General features: G+C 59.7%; 14 protein-coding genes. 9 read left to right on the top strand and 5 right to left on the bottom strand.

Translation table 11 applies throughout. The features are described from left to right. Positions 1–303 precede the first annotated feature (303 nt). Both B9H00_RS03775 and B9H00_RS03770 read left to right on the top strand, forming a co-directional pair. The gene (locus B9H00_RS03775) at positions 304–1,971 is read left to right on the top strand and encodes an ATP-binding protein (protein WP_086899543.1); all 1,668 of its coding nucleotides are present in this window, start codon (positions 304–306) and stop codon (positions 1,969–1,971) included. 52 nt (positions 1,972–2,023) lie between these two features. Further along, complete coding sequence (locus B9H00_RS03770; protein WP_086899542.1) at positions 2,024–2,731, top strand: response regulator; 708 nt, start codon at positions 2,024–2,026, stop codon at positions 2,729–2,731. 42 nt (positions 2,732–2,773) lie between these two features. Here the strand turns inward: B9H00_RS03770 and mnmC are convergent, their stop codons facing one another. The 3 genes from mnmC to B9H00_RS03755 form a co-directional block, all read right to left on the bottom strand. After that, entirely contained in the window at positions 2,774–4,798 is a 2,025-nt protein-coding gene (gene mnmC / locus B9H00_RS03765) for a bifunctional tRNA (5-methylaminomethyl-2-thiouridine)(34)-methyltransferase MnmD/FAD-dependent 5-carboxymethylaminomethyl-2-thiouridine(34) oxidoreductase MnmC (RefSeq protein WP_086899541.1), read from the bottom strand. Between the two features lie 194 nt (positions 4,799–4,992). Further along, positions 4,993–5,292 carry a YciI family protein gene (locus B9H00_RS03760; protein ID WP_086899540.1) on the bottom strand — a complete coding sequence of 100 codons (300 nt, stop codon included), beginning with the start codon at positions 5,290–5,292 and terminating at the stop codon, positions 4,993–4,995. Between the two features lie 2 nt (positions 5,293–5,294). Next, positions 5,295–5,870, bottom strand: coding sequence for a septation protein A (locus B9H00_RS03755; protein ID WP_086899539.1), 576 nt, complete (start codon positions 5,868–5,870; stop codon positions 5,295–5,297). Between the two features lie 183 nt (positions 5,871–6,053). Here B9H00_RS03755 and B9H00_RS03750 point away from each other — a divergent pair, with 183 nt between their 5' ends. Continuing rightward, a complete protein-coding gene (locus B9H00_RS03750) occupies positions 6,054–6,989 on the top strand; it encodes a PHP domain-containing protein (RefSeq protein WP_322788265.1) in 936 nt (311 codons plus the stop codon). Positions 6,990–7,022: 33 nt separating this feature from the next. Next, positions 7,023–7,643 carry an L-threonylcarbamoyladenylate synthase gene (locus B9H00_RS03745; RefSeq protein ID WP_086899538.1) on the top strand — a complete coding sequence of 207 codons (621 nt, stop codon included), beginning with the start codon at positions 7,023–7,025 and terminating at the stop codon, positions 7,641–7,643. Between the two features lie 84 nt (positions 7,644–7,727). Here the strand turns inward: B9H00_RS03745 and B9H00_RS03740 are convergent, their stop codons facing one another. Then, complete coding sequence (locus B9H00_RS03740) at positions 7,728–8,735, bottom strand: ion transporter (RefSeq protein WP_227875789.1); 1,008 nt, start codon at positions 8,733–8,735, stop codon at positions 7,728–7,730. Positions 8,736–8,956: 221 nt separating this feature from the next. On the opposite strand from B9H00_RS03740, the gene B9H00_RS03735 reads away from it, so the two are divergent. After that, positions 8,957–10,804 carry an EAL domain-containing protein gene (locus tag B9H00_RS03735; protein WP_086899537.1) on the top strand — a complete coding sequence of 616 codons (1,848 nt, stop codon included), beginning with the start codon at positions 8,957–8,959 and terminating at the stop codon, positions 10,802–10,804. Between the two features lie 16 nt (positions 10,805–10,820). Here B9H00_RS03735 and B9H00_RS03730 read toward each other — a convergent pair whose 3' ends face one another. Next, positions 10,821–11,732, bottom strand: a complete 912-nt coding sequence (locus tag B9H00_RS03730) for a CYTH domain-containing protein (protein WP_086899536.1) — start codon at positions 11,730–11,732, stop codon at positions 10,821–10,823. A 103-nt stretch (positions 11,733–11,835) separates the two neighbouring features. On the opposite strand from B9H00_RS03730, the gene B9H00_RS03725 reads away from it, so the two are divergent. From B9H00_RS03725 to B9H00_RS03710, 4 genes are all read left to right on the top strand, one after another. Then, positions 11,836–12,516, top strand: coding sequence for a TIGR00153 family protein (locus tag B9H00_RS03725; protein ID WP_086899535.1), 681 nt, complete (start codon positions 11,836–11,838; stop codon positions 12,514–12,516). Between the two features lie 47 nt (positions 12,517–12,563). Further along, positions 12,564–13,829: an inorganic phosphate transporter gene (locus B9H00_RS03720; protein ID WP_086899534.1), complete on the top strand. Its 1,266-nt coding sequence runs from the start codon at positions 12,564–12,566 to the stop codon at positions 13,827–13,829. A 179-nt stretch (positions 13,830–14,008) separates the two neighbouring features. After that, on the top strand, positions 14,009–15,346 hold the full coding sequence (gene argA, locus B9H00_RS03715) for an amino-acid N-acetyltransferase (protein ID WP_086899533.1): 1,338 nt from the start codon (positions 14,009–14,011) through the stop codon (positions 15,344–15,346). Between the two features lie 744 nt (positions 15,347–16,090). Further along, complete coding sequence (locus tag B9H00_RS03710; RefSeq protein ID WP_086899532.1) at positions 16,091–17,593, top strand: sensor histidine kinase; 1,503 nt, start codon at positions 16,091–16,093, stop codon at positions 17,591–17,593. The last annotated feature ends 1 nt before the right edge of the window (position 17,594 follow it).

Here is a 17,594-nt window from a genome sequence, read left to right as displayed (position 1 = left end):
CGGATGGGAAAATGGAGATGTGGTGTCAGGGCGGCATCGCGATAAACTATATGGACCCCCGACAGTGGGTGGAGGATTACGGACGCACTGCCCATGACCAAGCTTTGTGAATTAAAAAAAGACTTTTGAAACTAATGAAAACGTGACGGCCTGGTGGGTCACAAATGGATACCTTGTGAAATAACACCAAGGTTTATTGACCCTTGGTCGTATGTGGCATGCGGGAAAGGATGTGACGTCTCCAGGTTCTGGCACAATGGTCGCACAGCCATTCATTGGCCCTGCAGTGACCCAGGACAGGACATGCCTCAAAACGTGAATGAATATCCCTGGCCGCGCAAGTCGCCGGTGCGTCTGAATACTCTGGCAGCACTTTTGGCCTTTATCACCATCCTGGCGTCACTGGTCGTGGCCTACGGCGTTTTCAGTGACCAGCTCTGGCGTGGCATTACGCGTGTCCAGCAGGATCGCGTGGTCAACGTGGCCACCACGCTGGCGCGTAGCCACGAGGTGATCGAGGCCCTGAGCAGTGAGGCACCGCCTTCACCGGATTCCGACATCGAGCAACGCATGGAAACCCTGCGTGAGCTGCTCAATGTCAATTTTATCGTCATCGTGAATTCACAAAGCGTTCGACTGACTCATCCCAACCGGGAGTGGATCGGTCATCATTTTCGCGGCGGCGACGAGGGGCCGGCGCTGGAGGGCAAACGCTATGCCTCGCTGGCCATCGGCACATTGGGTACCAGCATTCGCGGCTTTGCGCCCGTGCGCGACGATCAGGGAGACATCATCGGTGCAGTTTCGGTGGGCGTGACGCTTTCTCATCTGGCTCCCCTGCGGGCCGCTTCCCACAAGCGGCTGCTGTTTCTCTTTCTGGCCATCCTCGCCATCGGCGGTCTGGGTTCGGCATGGCTGGCGCGTACCATTCGCCGTCGCCTGATGGGCATGGAGCCTGATGATATTGCGCGTCTGGTGGCCGAGCGGCGTGTCACGCTGGATGCCATCCATGAAGGCGTCATCGCCGTGGATGCCGAAGCCCGGGTAACGTTGATCAACCCGGCCGCGCGTTCGCTGCTGGGAGATCTCAATGCGCCCAGAATCCGACAGGGCGAGAGACTCGAGGTGCTGCTGCCTCCCAGTGGCGGCGAGCATCAGGTCCTCAGTGACCGGCCCATGATCAATCGTCGCATGCAGCTGGGCGGGCAGTCCTTTCTGGGCAACTATCAGCCGATGCAGGCCGATGGACGGCTGGTCGGGGCGGTCATGACCTTTCGTGACAGCCATGAGATGCAGGCGCTGGCCGAAGAGCTGACCGGTGTGCGGCGTTACGCCGAAGCGCTTCGAGCGACCACGCATGAGTTCAAGAACAAGCTGCATGTCATTCTGGGGCTGGCCCAGCTTGAGGATCTACCCGCACTGAGAAACTACCTGCAGGAGCTGGTCGACTACCGTCATGCGGTATCGGAGTCGATCGTCGAGCGTGTTCGTGAGCCAGTGCTGGCGGGTTTTCTGATCGGCAAGCAGAGTGAGGCCCGGGAGAAGGGCATCACGCTGAGCATCGAGGCAGAAACGCCCATCCCTCAGGCCAGCGACGGTGCCACGGTGCACGCGCTGGTCAGTATCATCGGCAATCTGCTGGAGAACGCCTTTGAAGCGCTGGATGCCTGCAATGACCCCTGTGTCGCCATTCACATGGCACTGGAATCGCGCACGCTTTCGCTGCAGATTCAGGACAATGGCGATGGTATCGAGCTCGAGCGCCAGACGGAGATCTTTGAACACGGCGTTTCCAGCAAGGGAGAGCGCCGCGGTCTGGGGCTCTTTCTGGTCCGCCAACAGGTCGATGCCGTCGAGGGCAGCCTGTCGCTTTATTCATCGCCCGGGCAGGGCACGCTGATCGAGGTCAGCTATCCCTATCATCCTGCCAACGGCGCTGCAGAGGCAGCGAACGGGCGGGTACGTCAATGACCGAACATGCACGAAGTGTTGGCATGTTCATCAGATGCAAGAGCAATCACGCATGAGAGTACTGATCGTAGAAGATGACCCGATGGTCATGAAGCTCAACGTCGACTATCTCACCCGGGTCGGCGACATGTCGCTGGTGGGGCGCTGTAGCGATGTGACCACGGCGCTGGTGGTACTGGAGCGTGAAACCGTCGATGTGGTGCTGCTGGATGTCTATCTGGGCAAGCGCAGCGGTCTGGAAGTGGCTGGCTGGCTGCGTGAGCGTGACATCGATACCGACATCATTTTGATCACGGCCGCCTCGGAAACCGAAACGGTGCGTGAGGCCCGGCGACTGGGCGTTAACGACTTCCTGGTCAAGCCCTTCGAGTTCAAGCGCTTTCGTGAAGCCCTCGAAACCTGCCGTCAACGCCGTGACGCGCTCGATATTCTGAGTGATCAGGTGGACCAGCAGACGCTGGACACCCTGTTTCGTGCCGACAGTAACGCGCCAAGGCGTCTCAACGGTCTGCCCAAGGGATTGACCGCCCATAGCCTGGCGCAGGTCTGTGAGGCCATTCTGGCCCTGCCTCAGGATGAGTTTTCCACCGAAGGGCTGGCCGAGGTGGCCGGCATGTCTCGCGTGTCGATCCGCAAGTATCTCAAGTATCTGGCCAATCTGGGATTTTTGACCGAGTCCTTCGCCTATGGTCAGGTGGGGCGGCCCTCGTTTTCCTACCGCTGCCTGGATCGCGAGGCACTGGAGCGCATCGTCAACTAGGCGAGGGCGCACCAGCACATTGCTCTGGCGCGCCTTGCGAACTTATCGTGCTTCGCGACGGATGATGGCGCGAATCAGGCGACGCCCGGGGTTGAGGTGGTCTACCAGAGAATCGGGCAGGGGCAGCGGCTCTTCGCAGATGCGAGAGGCCAGAAGCTCGGCAATGAGTGGGGCGCTGACCAGCCCGCGCGAACCGTGGGCCAGGGTTACCCAAAGTCCCGAGTGATAGCACCCGAGCGTCTCCGGCACGCGGGTGGCATCAAATCCCAGCCGGGCATAGGACGTTTCCCACTCTTCACTGCGTGGCAGGCCGCCGGCATAGGGCGACTTGTCGGGGCTGGCACAGCGAAGGCCGCTGCGTGAGGGCAGTGCCTTCGAGGTTTCAAGGGCCGCGGCAAGCCGGGGTAGCGTGCGCGTCAGTTCGCCGAGATTAAAGGCGTCATCCTCTTCACGCAGCGCCAGATCGCGGTCGTTGGGGGAAAACGATGCCCCGAGGCTCTGCACGTTGTCCCATGCAGGCGGGGCGTAGCCGCCGGCGCAGACGACACATTGTGGCGACAGGGCCTGCGCGTTCTCATCGAGCTGATAGTGACTGACCTGACCGCGAACGGCCTGAAGTGGCAGAAAGGAAGCCGCCGGTAGCGTGCTGGCACCGTCGGCACAGGCCAGCACTACGTGATCGGCACTCAGGTGCGTTCCATCGCTGAGGGTCAGATCATGCCCCGTGTCCGTTGCGGCCAGCGCCTCAAGCGATGCCTGGTGGCAGGTGATCCCCGGTGCCCCGGCCAGCCAGGCGCAGAGCCGATCCGGACGCACCCAGCCTGCGTCTGCGTAATACAGCCCATGGCGCACCTCTTCGGCCAGTGTTTGCCCTGCAAGCCTTGCTGCCTCATCACGATCAACCCCGCGTACCACGCTCTCGGGCAGCTGCCAGTGACGCAGGCAGCGCTGCTGGCGCTCGGCTTCACGGTCGCTGGTCGCGAGTTGCAGTACCCCGGTCGGATACCACAGCGTCTGTTTTGGGTCGATCCGGCTTAAAAAGCGCTGGGTGTATTGAAGGGCAGCGAGATAGAACCGGCTCTGATCGTTGACCTCGACGGCCGGGCGAATATAGAGCGCGCCCTGACGGTTACCCGAAGCGCCACTGCCCGGCGGAGTCGGGTCGATCAAGGTGATACGGCGCCCGCGCCGTGCCAGCGCATGAGCCACGCTGGTCCCGGCAATGCCGGCCCCAATCACGGCAATATGGTCGTTCTGGCTGGCCTGGCGCGGTGCGGCATCAATGACCCAAGGCGTCTGGCGTCGTCGCATCGAGTGGCGTTCATGTTCCGGTGTCAGGCCCGGCATATGGCCGCTGAGCATCTCGCGCTTGCGGCCAAATCCCGGCACCTTTTTGATCTCGAAGCCGGCCTGGCGCAGCCCCCGCTTGACCACGCCGGCGCAGGTGAAGGTTGAAAACGTCGTCCCTTCCCAGCTGGCGCCCGCCAGCGCGGCAAAGAGCGGCTCCGACCACATGGCGGGATTTTTGGACGGCGCAAACCCGTCCAGAAACCAGGCATCCACCCGGCCTTCCAGCTGTTCAAGGCTTTCGGTGGCGTCTCCGAGGTGAAGATCCAGTGTGATGCGCTCGTGCAATGCCAGGCGATGAATGCCACGCACGGCTGGCGGCCACTGATCGATCAGGGGAGAGACCAGACCGGCAAAATCCTCATGGTGGCCCAGTGCCCGAGCAAGATCCTCGGCCGTGAACGGGTGCTGCTCGGTCGAAACCACGTGCAGGCGAGCCGTGGCCGGGGCGTGCGCCAGAAAGGCGTGAGCGGCACACAGTACGTTGAGGCCGCTGCCAAAGCCGGTCTCGCCAATGACAAAGGGGCGGGCCTGATGCCAGTCGTGCCAGCGTGCCGTGAGATGGTTGCCCGCAATAAAGACGTGTTCGGTTTCACGGCGGCCGTCTTCCCGGGAGAAGTAGACATCACCGTAATCAACGGCTTCAGGAGCGTTATCGTCGCGCCAGTGCAGCTGCGCCGGCTGAAGGGCGAAGGGCGCCCGGGAGTGATTAAAGGACAAGGGACAATACCGGGGAGAGGTCGGAGGTGATCAAATTTTGAACGATTTCTGTCAGGCCTGTCCCCATCACGCTTTGCGCAATGTGTTCGCGGGGATCGCACAATGTTGTCACAGCCTTATCCACGCGGAGTGTGCATAACAACGATCCTGTGGATAAGCGCGTGCGAGCCCCACGAATTCGGGCCTTTTATCGATCAGGGCAGCACTTTTTTGAACGGACGGACGCTGACCTGTGCATAAACCCCTGCGCCGACATAGGGATCATCGTCGGCCCAGGCTCTGGCCTGCTCCAGCGAATCAAACTCGGCCACGATCAGGCTGCCGGTGAAGCCGGCCTCGCCTGGGTCAAGGCCGTCCACGGCGGGAAACGGGCCTGCCAGCACCAGCCGTCCCTCATCGCGCAGGGCTTCGATACGCGCCAGATGTTCCGGACGCACGCTCTGTCGCGCCGCGAGGCTTTCATCCACATCTTCTCCGATGATGGCATACAGCATGCTTACTTCTCCTTTGAGTCGGTGCCGGTGGAATGGATCGTCTTTTTCTCGTCAGGCAGGTGGCGAGCCAGATAGACGCCCTGAACAAGGATGAACAGGATCGTCAGGCCCATCATGCCAAAGAGCTTGAAGTTGACCCACACTTCCTCGCTGAAATGCATGAATACGGCGATGTTGATGGCGCCCATGGCCAGAAAGAAGACCACCCAGGCCAGATTCAACCGCATCCAGACCGCTGCCGGCAGGGTCAGGTTCTTTTCCATCATCCGTTGGATCAACGATTTGCCACCAAACAGGGGCGAGAGCAGAAAGGCCACGGCAAAGAGCCAGTTGACCACGGTCGGCTTCCACTTGATGAAGTCGCCATCGCCCAGAATGACAGTGGCACCGCCCAGCAGCACGACCAGCGCCAGCGTCACCAGATGCATTTTTTCAACCTTGCGCCAGCGCCACCAGGTGAAGAGCACCTGTACGATGGTGGCCGGAATCAGCACGGCGGTGGCCAGCACGATATCCTTGGTCATCTGATAGACCAGAACGAAGATGGCGATCGGCAGAAAGTCGATCAGCATTTTCATACACAACACTCCTGAGAAAGGCCAGCGGGCAGGGCTTCTGGCGGAAATACGGGCATTCATTGATTCTTCGGGGCACCCGGCGCAACATGCCCGCACTCATCGTCGTCACGTTCTGGATGAACGGCGACGCCGTTATATCACGCAGACTTCGCTGCCACTGATTTTGCTGCTACCGAGAGGCCAATGAACGCGCAGGATACCATCTCGTCATCGCCTGGCCCCGGATTGTCTGTCTTTGATCCCGGCATGACGCTCGAGCAGGCCGCTCATATCGATCTTCACATGCACTCCACGGCCTCCGACGGCAGACTCGCACCGCAGGATGTGATGGCGCTATGCCATCAGCGCGGCCTGACCTGCGCGGCGCTGACCGATCACGATACCATCGATGGTGTCGAGGCAGCAGCAGGTGAGGCCCGCACACTTGGCATGACGCTGGTGCCCGGCGTCGAGCTGTCCACTCGCTGGCAGGGGGTGGGCATTCATGTGGTCGCGCTGTGGCACGGTCAGGCTCAGGCGCCAATGACCGCGCTGCTTGAGCATCTCGCCCACGCACGTCATGAGCGGGCGCTCGAAATCGCCCGGCGGCTTGAGAAGGTCGGCCTTGATCATGCGCTCGAACGGGCGCGTGAACAGAACCCTGATGCCCGACTGCTGGGACGTCCCGACTTTGCCCGGGCGCTGGTGGATGCAGGACTGGTGCCGGATATGGCACGGGCCTTCAAGCGCTATCTGGGGGCCGGAAAGACTGGCGATGTGAAGGTGCACTGGCCCACACTGGAAGAGACGCTCGAGAGCATTCACAAGGCCGGTGGCGTGGCGATCGTGGCGCATCCTTTGCGTTACGGTCTGACCCGTCGGCGGCTGGGGCTTTTGCTTGATGAGTTCAGCGAACTCGGGGGCGAGGGCGCCGAGCTGATCAGCGGTTATCAAAACGATGACCGCAGTCGTGACCTGGCCTCGCTTCTGGCCAAACGACGGCTTTATGCCTCGCTGGGCAGTGACTTTCACTATCAGGGCGGGGCGCTGGCCCCGGGCACCCTGAGTGCCGTGCCACGCAGTCAGCTGGTGCCTATCTGGCAGCATCCGCGGCTGGTACCCGCCTTCGCAAGGCCCTGAGCGCCATTTTTGTCAGACCCAGGAGAGATATCCATGAGCCAGTTCTTTTCCCTGCACCCGGAAACCCCGCAAAAGCGTCTTCTGACCCAGACGCGCGAGATCCTTGAAAAGGGAGGCGTCATTGCCTACCCGACCGACTCCGGCTACGCGCTGGGCTGTCTGCCGGGCAACAAGAAGGGCGTGGAGCGGATCAAGCGTCTGCGTAACCTTGATGACAAGCACAACTTCACCCTGATGTTTCCCGATCTCAACGAGATCGGCACCTATGCACGCATGGACAGCCCGATCTTTCGAGTGCTCAAGGCGCACACGCCGGGTGCCTATACCTTCATTCTGGATGCCACCAACGAAGTGCCGCGACTGCTGCTGCACCCCAAGCGTCGTACCATCGGCATTCGCGTACCGGATCACCGGATCACCCGCGACATTCTGGAAACCGTTGGAGCACCGTTGATGAGCGTGACCTTCATCGCGCCGGACGAGACCCTGCCCATGACGGACGCCGAAGACATTCGTGACCGCTTCGGGTCGCAGCTTGATGCCATCATCGATGGTGGTGCCTGTCCCATGGAGCCGACCACGGTGCTGGACATGCGAACCCTGCCGCCTGAAGTGCTCCGGCAGGGCCGGGGGGATGTCAGCGCCTTTGGCTGATGCAGACGCCGAGGCATGGGTGTTGGCCTAAAAAAACCTGCAGGCATGCCTGCAGGTTTTTTTGATCACGACATCGATGGACCGTTAGCGCGGCTTCGGTGAGTCATCAGTGGGTTCCGAGTCATCGCAGCCATCGTGGGAGGGCGGGTTGCCATCTCGCTCCTGCTCCAGTCGTTTGGCCTCCTCATCGAGGGCTTCGCGTTCCTTTTGCAGTTCCTCGATTTCATCGTCAATTTCCTTGCGCCTGGGGTCATCGGCCTCCTCATCAAGCCAGGAGCCGCAAAGCCGACAGTACCTGGCGTCGCGTTCATGACCCTCATGGCCGCAGCCCGGGCAGGCTTCATCGGAGTAATGATTTCGTTGAATCGAGCGCATGACCTCGGCGGAGAAGACGCCGGTCGGGACGGCCAGAATCGAATAACCCAGAATCATCATCATCGCCGAGATGAACTGTCCCAGCGGCGTGATGGGGGAAATGTCGCCGTAGCCGACCGTGGTCAGCGTCACCACCGCCCAGTAGATGGACTTGGGAATGCTGGTAAAACCGGCCTCGACCGGCTCGATCAGATAGACCAGCGCCCCGAAGACGATCACCAGTGAGATGACCGTCATCAAAAACATCAATATCTTTTGTCTGCTGCGCTCCAGCGCCTCAAGCAGAAGATGGCCCTCGCCGACAAACTCCATCAGGCGCAGCACCCTGAAAAGACGCATGACACGCAGTACCCGGATGACCAGCATGGCCTGAGAGCCGGGGATCAAAAGGCTCAGCCAGGACGGCAGGATGCTCAGCAGGTCGATGATGCCATAGGTGCTGCGGGCGTAGCGCCAGGGGCGGTCCAGACAGTAAAGGCGCAGCAGGTACTCGACCGTAAAGATGCCGGTAAAGCACCACTCGGCGATCAAGAAAGCCTCGCCATAGCGGGCCTTAAGACTGACGACACTGTCGAGCATGATGATCACGACGCTCATCACGATCATGATGATCAGCGCAATATCGAAGGCCTTGGCGGAGGGCGTATCCGATTCAAAAATGATCTGAAAGATACGTTCGCGAAGTGTCAGTTTGTGTTTTTGGGGTTGGCTGCTCACCAGCGCTCCGAAATCCTTGTGAGAGAAAGTAGCGTCTGAATTCAACGTGGACGCCAAAAAATCATGCCATGGCGCTTCAGCAAACGCAGCCCTCGCCGTTAAACACAGCAATACGCTTGACGGCCATCGCATGCCTGTCTCGGGTTACCCATCGAACGGGGTAACGAGCAGAGCACGATTTGGTCCGTTGTCAGTCAGTAACAACATTTACGGGGTGCGCCATGCGTCGTACGGTGCAGGCATTATGTCATGACATTCGCTATCTGGCCGATGAGCTTGCGGCTGGGGCGACGACGCCCGATGACAAAAGGCTGTCCCACCTGTCGACCTGCTGCGACAACCTGATCGATCTGCTCAAGCCACCGGTGACGCTTGAGGCTGTTCGTCCGACGTCGGACAACATGCAGCTGTCCCGGTATGAGCGCATGCTGCTGTGTGAGCATGATGTGATCTGGCACTGGCAGGCGGAAAACGATGTCCTCACGTTGTCTTCACGCTGGGAAACGCTCTATCACGATGATGTGGACCCCTCATCACTGACGCAGTGGTGTCAAAGGTTGCACCCGGAAGATCGCGAAAGAGTGCGCCAGCACTGTCAGCAGGCGGTCACCACGAGTGCCCTGTCACGCATCGAGTGTCGTCTGCTTGATGGCCGGGGAGAGTGGCGTTTCGTGCGCCTGCGTACGGTAGGTCACGAACAGAAGGGAACGCTTGGGCTGACTGGCGTGCTCAGTGATATTACGCATGAACGCTATCGTGACCCGGTGACCGGTCTAGGCAACTCTGATCTGCTCGACCAGCTTCTTGAGGATGCGCTGGGTGAGGCGCCTGGTGCACGCCATGCGCTGGTCAAGGTCACCATGGTCAATGCCACGCTCCTGAGCGAATCCGAACATTTTCATAATACCCGCGAACTCGAAATCCGTATCGCAGCACTGCTCAATGAGCTGCTGCCAGCAAGCCAGTTGATTGCCTTGCCCGGTTTCAGCTATGCGCTTGTCACCGACTTCCAGGATCAACAGGCCATGGCGCGTTTTCTCGAGCCGCTTCAGCAAATGCTGGGCATGCCGCTGGAAACGCCGACCGGCCGCGTATGGCTGTCGTATGTGGTGGGTGTCGTACCGTTCGAAGCCGGTCATTTCGAGAGTGTGGAATCACTGAGAAAGCAGGCGCGCCTGACCATCAATAACGCTTCGAGTGCCGGAGTCGGAGGCATTCATTACTACAGCGATGAGCTTCAGGCGCGCGCCACAAGGGCCAGCCGAGGTGAGCAACTGATCCGCGCAGCACTGGCCTGTGATGGCGTGCTCTGTTTTTTACAGCCTATCGTCAGCGTCAGGGAAGGGGGGCGGGTCATTGCCTTTGAGGCCCTGATGCGCCTGCGCGACGGGGATGACATCGCCATGCCGGGCGCCTTCATCGAAGCGGCCGAGTCTACCGGTCTGATCCATCAGCTCAGTCAGCATCTGATCGACAAGGCGCTGCATATTCTGGTCGATCCGGCTTTCACTCAGCGCTTTGGTCGCGACTTCGTCATCAACATCAATCTGTCCCGTCATCAGCTCAAGGATGCGATGCTGGTCGATGACATGATGCGGCTGATCGAGAAACACGGTGCCGACCCGCGACGGGTCAATCTGGAAATTACCGAATCGGCCGTGCTGGCAGAGCCTGCGATTGCACTGCGCAATCTGATTCGACTGCGTGAGCACGGCATCTCGATTGCCCTTGATGACTTTGGCAGTGGCTACTCCTCACTCTCACAGCTGTGCGAGCTGCCACTGGACTGCATCAAGATCGATCGCCGCTTTGTCATGGACCTCGAGCGCGAACCGCGCAAGCGTCACGTCATGACCTCGGTCATCGACCTGTGTCGTCGTCTCGATTTTCGTGTGGTGATCGAAGGCGTTGAGGAGAGTGCCACGCTCAAGACGGTCTGTGACATGGGAGCCGAGCAGATCCAGGGGTTTATCTATGCCCGGCCCATGCCGCCCCAGGACGTGCTGGGACAGCTCAATGCCACACTGCTGCCGGTATCGCTTCACCCGGTATCGGTTCAGGCCACGTGAGCGCCCCCGCGATGACCTACTGACGGTACAGGCGCTGCATCAACAGCAGCCACTGCTGGCCAAAGCGGCAGTCGAGCCACTCGGTACGAGACAGCGACTCGGCCAGCCGGCCAGCCAGGATGGCCACATTGGGATCGTCATGACGCACCAGTTTGAGCAGAGCCTGACGTGCGGCATATAAAAACGTCTGCTGCTGGCTGTCCTGAAAGGCGTCCAGCGCCAGAATGGCGCGCTCAAGGCACTGCTCCGGCATGTCGAGTGCACAGGGCGGAAGCTGCCAGTGCTGCTCGCGCAGCGCAACGGCTCGCGCGGCCTTGCTGGCATTCGCCGGGCGCAGGGCACACTGTTCGGCCAGCTGATCGGCCAGTGACCAGAGCGCCGCTTCCCGGCCGCCCTTGAGTTCCAGTTCGACTTCATGAATGGCCACTCGACGCTCGCCGACAACAATGTCACCGATGTCCAGCGCCAGCTCGATGTGGCTGTCGTCATGTTCAAGCAGCCATTGCGTGCGCTGAAAGTCCGTGCGATAGACCGGTGCCAGGTGCTCTCGAACAGCGTCCTGCTCAAACGGGGTGACCCCCAGTCCTGCCAGCCAGTGCGTATCCAGACTTTCCTGATCGCGTGGAATTTCCCATTCGCCGCGGGTGTGCAGGCCGCCATGGCCGTGGCCGGCTGTCTTGACCGTCTGAACAAAGCGCTGGCCGTCGCCGCGCAGTCGCAGCGCCACCCGGTACTGCTCGAGGGCGCGCTCGGGGGTGTCGTAATAGACATTGGCCAGGCGGTGCGTCTCGCAGACCGTGTTCTTCAACAGTGGATGCGCCTTGAGCGCCTCGATGCTGTCCAGGCCCAGTGCCAGCTTGAGTTCTACCTCCTGAGGGGTCTCAGGGGCTTTTGTGTCCGTATCGTCGCCTTGTGTGCTCGGATTCATGTGTTAATTCGCTCTATCCTGGGGCCAAACGTTAAATTTTCATGACGCAGGGTAGTCAGATAAATATACTGGTGACGCCATTTTTCATTGCAGTGAAATCACCATGGTGTCATCCAATCCCTTTTCAGCGCTGTTCGGGCGGTCGCCGTTCCAACCGCTGCTTGAACATATCGACAAGACGGTCGAGTGCGCGGATCTGCTGCCGGTCTTCTTTCAGGCGACCCTTGAGCAGGACTGGGCGCGTGCCGCCGAAATTCGCAACAGCATCAGTAACGGCGAGCATGAAGCCGATGAACTGAAAACCCATATCCGCATGAATCTGCCCAACAGCCTTTTCCTGCCGGTCTCACGTTCCGATCTGCTTGAACTGATCAGTGTACAGGACAAGATCGCCAACAAGATCAAGGATATCGCCGGGATCATGCTGGGTCGGCGCATGCGTATTCCCGAGGCGATGGAGGACATCTTTCAGGAGTATGTGCGTACAGCTGTCGCCACCGTCCATCAGGCCCGCCAGGCGCTGGCCGAGCTGGATGATCTGCTCGAGTCAGGCTTCGGACGCAATGTTTCCGACCTTCTGAGCGATCAGATTCGAAAACTCCATGAACTTGAACACCAGGCCGACGATCAGCAGGTCATGATCCGGCGCCGCCTTTTTGAGCTGGAAAAAAATCTCCCCCCCGTCGATGTCATGTTTCTTTATCAGATCATTGACTGGATCGGTGAGGTTTCTGACCGCTCTGAACGCGTAGGCAGCCGCCTGCAAATCCTTTTGGCCCGATAGGTGCACGTCATCATCGGGTACCGAAGTTCGGATAACGACATTTTCCTATGACCATCATCGCACAGCATGGCGAGCTCTTTATTCTTCTCGCCTGCGTTTTCGGTTTCTTTATGGCCTGGGGGGTTGGCGCCAACGATGTTGCCAATGCCATGGGCACCTCGGTGGGCTCCAAGGCCATTACCATCCGTCAGGCGATCTGTATCGCCATTGTCTTTGAATTTCTGGGGGCATGGCTTGCCGGCGGTGAGGTGACGGCCACCATTCGCAACGGCATCATCGACCCCACGCTGCTCAGCAGTGAACCCCAGTATCTGGTTTATGGCATGTTGTCTTCACTGCTGGCTGCCGCCATCTGGCTGATGATTGCTTCAAAGCAGGGCTGGCCGGTATCCACCACCCACTCGGTGGTCGGCGCGATCGTTGGCTTTGCCGTGGCAGGTCTGGGGCCGAGTTCCGTGCAGTGGGGTGAGGTTGGCCAGATTGTTTCGAGCTGGGTGGTTTCGCCGGTCACCGCCGGGGTGATTGCCTTTTTGCTGTTTCGCTCGATTCAGACCCTGATCTTTGAAAACAAGGATCCGCTGGCAGCGGCGCGGCGCTATGTGCCGGGCTACATGTTTCTGGTCGGGTTTATCGTGGCCATGGTGACGCTACTCAAGGGTCTGAGCCATGTGGGGCTGAACCTCAGCTTTACCGATGCGCTGCTCTGGGCCATGGGCGTGGGCGCGATTATTACGCTGCTGGGCATTTTGCTTGAACGGCGTATCACGCATGAGCCGCGAGGAGGAAATCGCTCCAGTTTTACGGGCGTTGAGCGCATCTTCGGGGTTCTGATGATGTTTACCGCCTGTGCCATGGCCTTTGCCCATGGTTCCAACGATGTGGCCAACGCCGTGGGTCCGCTGGCGGCCGTGGTCAGCGTCGTACAGAGCCAGGGGCAGATCGGCGGGGACGCGGCGCTGCCCTGGTGGATTCTGATTCTTGGCGGCGGCGGCATCGTCGTGGGTCTTTTGACCTACGGACACCGCGTGATTGCCACGGTCGGCACCGGAATTACCGAGCTGACGCCGTCACGCGGCTTTGCAGCGACGCTTGCTGCGGCCACGACCGTGGTAATCGCCTCCGGCACGGGACTGCCGATTTCCACCACGCATACGCTGGTCGGGGCGGTATTGGGTGTAGGCCTTGCGCGCGGGATGCAGGCACTGAACCTGCGGGTGCTGGGCACCATCGTGATTTCCTGGCTGGTCACCCTGCCGGCCGGTGCAGCCCTGTCGATCATCTTCTTTTTCATGCTCAAGGGCATGTTTGGCTAGATTCTCGACCATGCCGGCATAACGTATCAGAAAAGACCGCCGTCTCTTACGGCGGTCTTTTTTATGGTCGATGCCCTCAGATCGTGTCCGGGCCTGCGTCTCGGCGCCGGCTGTTTTAAGATAAGGGGGCCTTCACATTCGTAAGGCCTCATTGATGCCTGTTTGACCCTGGAGCCGCCTTGGACACCTCATTTCCCTTTGCCGACTGGTTTCGAAATTCATCGACCTATATCGATGCCCACCGGGGGCGTACCTTTGTGGTGTTGATTGAAGGCGAGGGGCTGACGCCCGAGCGCCGGGCGCCGCTGATTCAGGATCTGGCGTTATTGCATGTTCTGGGGGTCCGGCTCGTGCTGGTCTTTGGCGTGCGCGCTCAGGTACGTCAGGCCCTGGAGGCAGCATCATTGACGCCGAGGCGTCATCAGGGGCGTTTTGTGGTAGATGAGGCCTGCATGACGCTGATTGAACGGGAAGCCTCGACCCTGCGGCTGGCCATCGAGGCCCGGCTCTCGCCCGGGCTTTCCAACACACCGCTGCATGGTGTCGAAATCAACGCCATCAGCGGCAATCTGGTCATGGCCAAGCCGCTGGGCATTCGAGAGGGCATCGACTTCCTGCGCGCCGGCGAGGTGCGTCGGGTGCGCAGTGACGCCATTCGTACCCTGCTGGATCAACGCTCGCTGGTAGTGCTGCCGCCGCTGGGGTATTCCAGCACCGGGGAGGTCTTTGATCTGGATGCCGCCGATATCGCCCGCCATACCGCCATTGCACTGGGGGCCGACAAGCTGATCATCGTCGGACGTGCCGGCGGGTTATATAGCCCCCAGGGCCGGCTGATGCGTCAGCCGAATCTGCAGGAGGCCCAGGCTCTGGTCTGTCAGCACGAGAATGCAGAGCTCGCCGAGCATGTGCATATTGCCTGTGATGCTGCGCGTCAGGGCGTTGGGCGAACCCATCTGGTGTCCTGGCAGGACCGGGATGCACTGCTGGCGGAGCTCTTTACCCGTGATGGGGTCGGCACCATGATCACTCGCGAGCGCTACGAGCAGCTTCGCGGTGCCCGCATCGACGACATCGGCGGACTGCTCGAACTGCTGCGGCCGCTGGAAGAGCGGGGCATGCTGGTGGCGCGTTCGCGTGAGCGCCTTGAGCAGGAAATCGATGACTATGTGGTCATCGAGCGTGACGGCATGGTGATCGGATGCGCGGCACTGCATCCCTATCCGGAAGCCGGTAGTGGTGAGCTGGCCTGTGTGGCGGTACATACCAGCTACCGTGGTGGTGAGCGTGGCGATCTGTTGCTTGACGGCGTCGAACAGCGTGCTCGAGAAAAGGGGTTATCCTCACTGTTTGCCCTGACTACCCATACGCTGCACTGGTTTCTCGAGCGAGGCTTTGAAACGGCCGACGTCGAGGCGCTGCCCGAAAGACGACGTCAGCACTACAACCCGCAGCGCAATTCCCGGGTGTTGCTCAAGGTGTTGAGCGCTTCAGGAACTTCCGGCGCGAAGCGTTGAGCCGTCAAAATGGCGCTGTCGTTTTTTTGAGACAACCAGACATGGGGTTTGTCGGTCTGCGGAGACATGTAAAAATACAATTAAATCAACGCTTTATGCTTTTATCTGGTTGGTATTGTCGCCATATGGCAACGATTACGGGAAGCGTGGTGGCTTTTGAGCCTCGAATATCAATGACTTTATAAAGCTTCTTGCTGCAAGATTTTGTTTTTAAAGGCTTTTGATATTTATGGCACACCCTTGGCAAAGGTTTTTGCATGGCAGCGCGGCAGGTCATCAGGAGATTCTCAGGATGAGACTTTTCTCAGGAGGAGCACCTTTTGGCGTCGAGCTGTCGGAGGACCCATGAAAGGAGGCATCAGGCCATCATGGCCATGGCATGGATGCCATCCCGATCCGATTTTCAGAGACAGCGCCAGGCGGTGTCTTTGATCACGAAGAAGCCGCAGGCGCCATCGAAAGCCTGACTGCCAATCTCGATGGCGCGGCTTCGGGCCTTTTCAGGCCCACGGTCTCAGGCTTTGCACGGTCAGGCGGGCAAGGTTTGTTACCACATTACCCTTCAGTTCCCTGCGTATGTTGAGAGCCGGCCTTGCCGGCTCTTTTTTTATTTTTTCAGGGTCAATGAAACTGAATGAGTGAAAAATGTATACGGACGTTATCGAACGGTGAGAATATCGGTTATTCTCTCCCACATTCCAGACTATTCTACTTAACGGCTCGCCTGTCGGAGACTGTCAACTCATGGCTTCTCGAATAAAGCGTCGGTGGCGCCCTCGATCCCTTCTTCAACAGGTATTGACCGCCTTCTTGCTGGTCATGCTACCGATCGGCGTTTTGATCCATCTCGCCGGTCAGAGCTTTTCCCAGCTTTCCGAGCTGGCGGATGTCAGTGCCCGCGAAGCGGTGGACGAGACGCGCCGCGCCCGTCAGCTGACCAATCTTTCCACGGACATGGAGCGCAGCGCCCGTCAGTATGCCGTGTTGGATGATCAAAGCCTGCTGGAGATCTACGGTGAACGTCGCGCGCGCTATAGTGACCTGCTCAATGAGCATGCCGCCTTCATGGGTGACAGCCCCTTGATACAGTCACTTCGCCGGCAGCTCACCGTACTGGAGACACTGCCCACGCCCGGTGAAAACAGCCTGAGCGCTCAGCTATCCGAATTCAGCCGCTTCACGGCCAGCACGGAGGCGCTGGCCGAAGCGACCCGACGTCAGGTCGATGCCCGTATCGACGAGATTCGCGCTCAGGCAAGCCAGGTGACGACGCGTCTCTGGCAGGCCACGCTGGCGCTGGTGTCGTTCAGCCTGGTGCTGATCCTCTTTTTCACCTGGCGTATCATTCGCCCGATTCGTCAGCTCGAACAGCGCATTCTGGGTATCGGGGGCAGTGGTGATACTGAAGAAACCCGCCCGATTCAGGGGCCGCTGGAGCTGGTCAATCTGGAGGAGCGTCTTGAATGGCTGTCGGCTCGCCTGAAGGAGCTCGAGGAACAAAAGCAGCAGTTCTTGCGTCACATGTCTCATGAACTCAAGACGCCGCTGGCCAGTATTCGTGAAGGGTCAGGGCTTTTGGCCGATGGCGTGGTCGGCGAGATGTCACAGCGTCAGCGAGAAATTGTACTGCTGATTGACGAAAGCGGTCAGGAGTTGCAGACGCTGATCGAGCAGTTGCTGGATTACAACCTGCTGCAGCAAAATCGCCGCCTCAACGTTACGCGCTTTGATGTGGCCAGTGTTATCCATGAGGTGCTGTCCAAACATCGCCTGGCCCTGCAGCAAAAGGGCATGGTGGTGGAAGAGCGTCGCGCGCCGCTGTACTGGCAGGCCGATCGCGCACGCACGGCGCGCATTCTGGACAACCTTGTTTCCAACGCTATCGCGTATGGTGACGACGAGGGCCGGCTCTATATTTCGGCAAGCGCCGATCAGCAGCACCTGACGCTGGATGTGGCCAACAGCGGCCAGCCGATCAACGAGCGTGACCGCGATCATCTGTTCGAGCCGTTCTATCAGGGCAGTTCGCAGCGCAAGGGGCCGCTCAAGGGATCAGGTATCGGGCTGTCGGTGGCAGCCGAAAGCGCGCGAGCGCAGCACGGCACGCTGAGTCTGATCGAGGATTCAATCAACGGTTGTGAAGTCTGTTTTGAACTGGTACTTCCCTGGATCGTGGAAGAGTCTTCACAGGACAACCCCTCATTACCCCGGGCCGCAAGGGAAAAGGCGGCACTGGCAAGGATATGAC

The organism is Kushneria marisflavi, from assembly GCF_002157205.1.
Lineage (GTDB): Bacteria > Pseudomonadota > Gammaproteobacteria > Pseudomonadales > Halomonadaceae > Kushneria > Kushneria marisflavi.
Note: the sequence above shows the minus strand (reverse complement) of the source record. Positions and strands in the feature narration are given on the sequence as shown.